Annotated in this window: 1 protein-coding gene; it reads right to left on the bottom strand. The window is 58.9% G+C overall.

Going from position 1 to position 2,593, the window contains the following annotated elements; genetic code table 11:
• Positions 1–285 precede the first annotated feature (285 nt).
• Positions 286–2,250, bottom strand: coding sequence for an ATP-dependent DNA helicase RecQ (locus VGG64_00380; protein ID HEY1598024.1), 1,965 nt, complete (start codon positions 2,248–2,250; stop codon positions 286–288).
• Between the last annotated feature and the right edge of the window lie 343 nt (positions 2,251–2,593).

Genomic DNA, 2,593 nt, shown 5'->3' with positions numbered 1-2,593 from the left:
AATCCCGCGCTGGCACTGAAACTCCTCGGAGCTAAGAATTAACGACTTTGCAAACCTCCTGGCCACGTTGGTCCGTGCGGAATGCCGCGCCGAAAAAGAACAACTCTCACTTCGTCAATCGTTTGATCTGATTCGGGCTGCGATCGTGCAGCGCCCGCGGACCTACGACGAATCCTTGCAGCTTGCTGAGTACTACATCACGCGCAACACCACAGCCACCCGCTCACACCGTAAAACCTGGCTGCAAAAGCACAAAACGCTTGCCGACAAACTGATGCTGTAGAATTAGATTCGGCTTCGCTGGCCGACACTCTTATCGGCTTGTCCTCCGAACTCTTTTTCCAGTCGCGCGCACAGCGCGGTGAATGGCTGCCGCTCCAGCGCACCAAACAGTGGGTGCGATGTGAGCTTGGCCCGCGAAAGAGCGGGTGACGTAATGCCGCACAACCAGCGGGCCGCGATCACCGGATCCGAAAGAAGTTCCGGATGTTCTGCCCTCGCCGTCAGCGCCTGAGCGATGATTGCCGGATCGATCGGCGACGAATCATGCCGCGACGGTTGCCAATGCGCATCGGGAGCAAGGCACCGCGTGCAGTGCCCACAGGGTTCGGCTCTTGTTTCGCCAAAATGGCGGCAAAGGGAATCGACCTGGCAACCCGATTGCCGTGTCAGTTCCAGGACCTCTCCCAGCCGCGCAATTTCCTGCTGCTCGCGAGCGACGATGCGCGCATGGAGCGTTGCGGCCAGCGCTCTCGGATCGGTGGGCATTTTCAATCGTTCGAAACGATTGCGCGTGCCCGCGGCTTGCAGCTCTATACAACCCTGCTCATGCAAGTAATCGAGCGCTCGCACGATGCGGTCTCGCGGTGATTCGAGCGCCTGGGCCGTGCCATCGACGTCGATCTGGAACCAGGTCTTCCCCTTTTTCACTTGGCGAAAAAGTCGTTCCAGAAACTGGCGGCGTTCGCCGTCGAACCGGGAGAGAATCTGGCTGGAGGCGAGCAGCGGCCGAAATTTGTAGGTCGAATAAAACGGCGTTCCACCCGACAGATAACCGTCCAACTCGAGGTAGGTCAAAAGCGTGCGAATCACCAGCACGCGGATGTCGCACTGCGTTGCGAGCTCATAATAGCTGACGTCAAACTGCGAGCCCTGCGAGAATACGTTTTCGACCAGACGCTCGACCGCCGTGCGTGTCGGAGTGTCCCCATAGGCAAAATTTTCCAATTGGTTGAGATCGTCCGCACAGACGAACATTTCACAAATGGCCGGCTGGGCATCCCGTCCGGCGCGGCCGATTTCTTGCGAGTAGTTCTCCAGGCTCTTCGGCAAGTTGAAGTGATAGACATAACGGATGTCGGATTTGTCGATTCCCATGCCAAACGCGATCGTGGCCACGACGATGCCGGCCTTCGACCGCATGAATCGTTCTTGGACTTTCGTTCGCTCCTGGTCTTCCATGCCGGCATGGTAGGCATCGGCGTCGATTCCCTGGGCGACGAGCTTCGCGGCCACCGCTTCGGCCGTCCGCTGCAGTGTCACATAGATGATCGTCGGACCAGCTGCGCGCTTGCGCAGGCGTTCGATCAGCAGCGCGTCGCGCAATGCGAAATCGACGGGCGTGGTGAGAATCGTAAGATTCGGGCGATAACAACTGTTGCGCACCGCGCAATGGGGTTCGATTTCGAAGCTCCGACAAATGTCGTCGAGCACTTGCGGCGTAGCCGTCGCGGTCAGGGCCAATAAACGCTCGGCCTGGCAGCGGCGCGCGAACTCGACCAGTTTGAGATAATCCGGCCGAAAGTTGTGCCCCCATTCGGAGATGCAATGCGCCTCGTCAACCGCGAACAACGACACGCGCACCCGTTCGATCGAGCGGCGGAATCGCTCATTTTGAAACCGCTCCGGAGCGACGTAAAGCAGTCGCACGGCACCGTCGCGCACTCGCTGCATGATGTCTCGATATTCGTCCGCCGATAGCGTCGAGTCGAGGCGTGCAGCCACGATGCCGCGCCGCGTCAGCGCGTCGATCTGATCTTTCATCAAGGCAATCAATGGCGAAACCACGAGCGTTACGCCGTCGAGCACGAGCGACGGCAATTGATAACAGAGCGACTTACCACCGCCGGTGGGAAAGACGGCTGCCGCCGAGTTCTTCGTTAGCAGGTGTCCGATTACTTCGTGTTGCCCCGGCAGAAACTGATCGAAGCCAAAGTGCTTGTGCAAGAGATCGACCAGTTCATCGGCCATCGGAACACTCGTACCGTGTGGGGATTGCGCGGACCACTCCCAAAGCCGCACAGGGCTCCAGGGCCCAATAACCCCGGCGGCCAATAACTGCAATTCAACCCGACCGGCGGCGGGTGTCAACGTGGCGGAAGGCAAATAATCGGGGTGGGCATGACCTTCACATCGGCCCGCCGCCGAAAACAAAGAATCTGGCTTTACGCGCGCATCAGACGCGGTACATTATTAAATTGCCAGGCTCGGCCAGCTCGAATTGATTCCTGATTGTCCGGCAAGGAGCGCCACGTCATGACGAACTCGACGGCAAAGGTTCTGCCCAGCGGGCGGTTGTCGCTTAAAGATCGAC

It is taken from the genome of Pirellulales bacterium, from assembly GCA_036490175.1.
In the GTDB taxonomy this organism is placed as follows: Bacteria; Planctomycetota; Planctomycetia; order Pirellulales; family JACPPG01; genus JACPPG01.
This window is presented reverse-complemented; position numbering and strand designations above follow the sequence as displayed.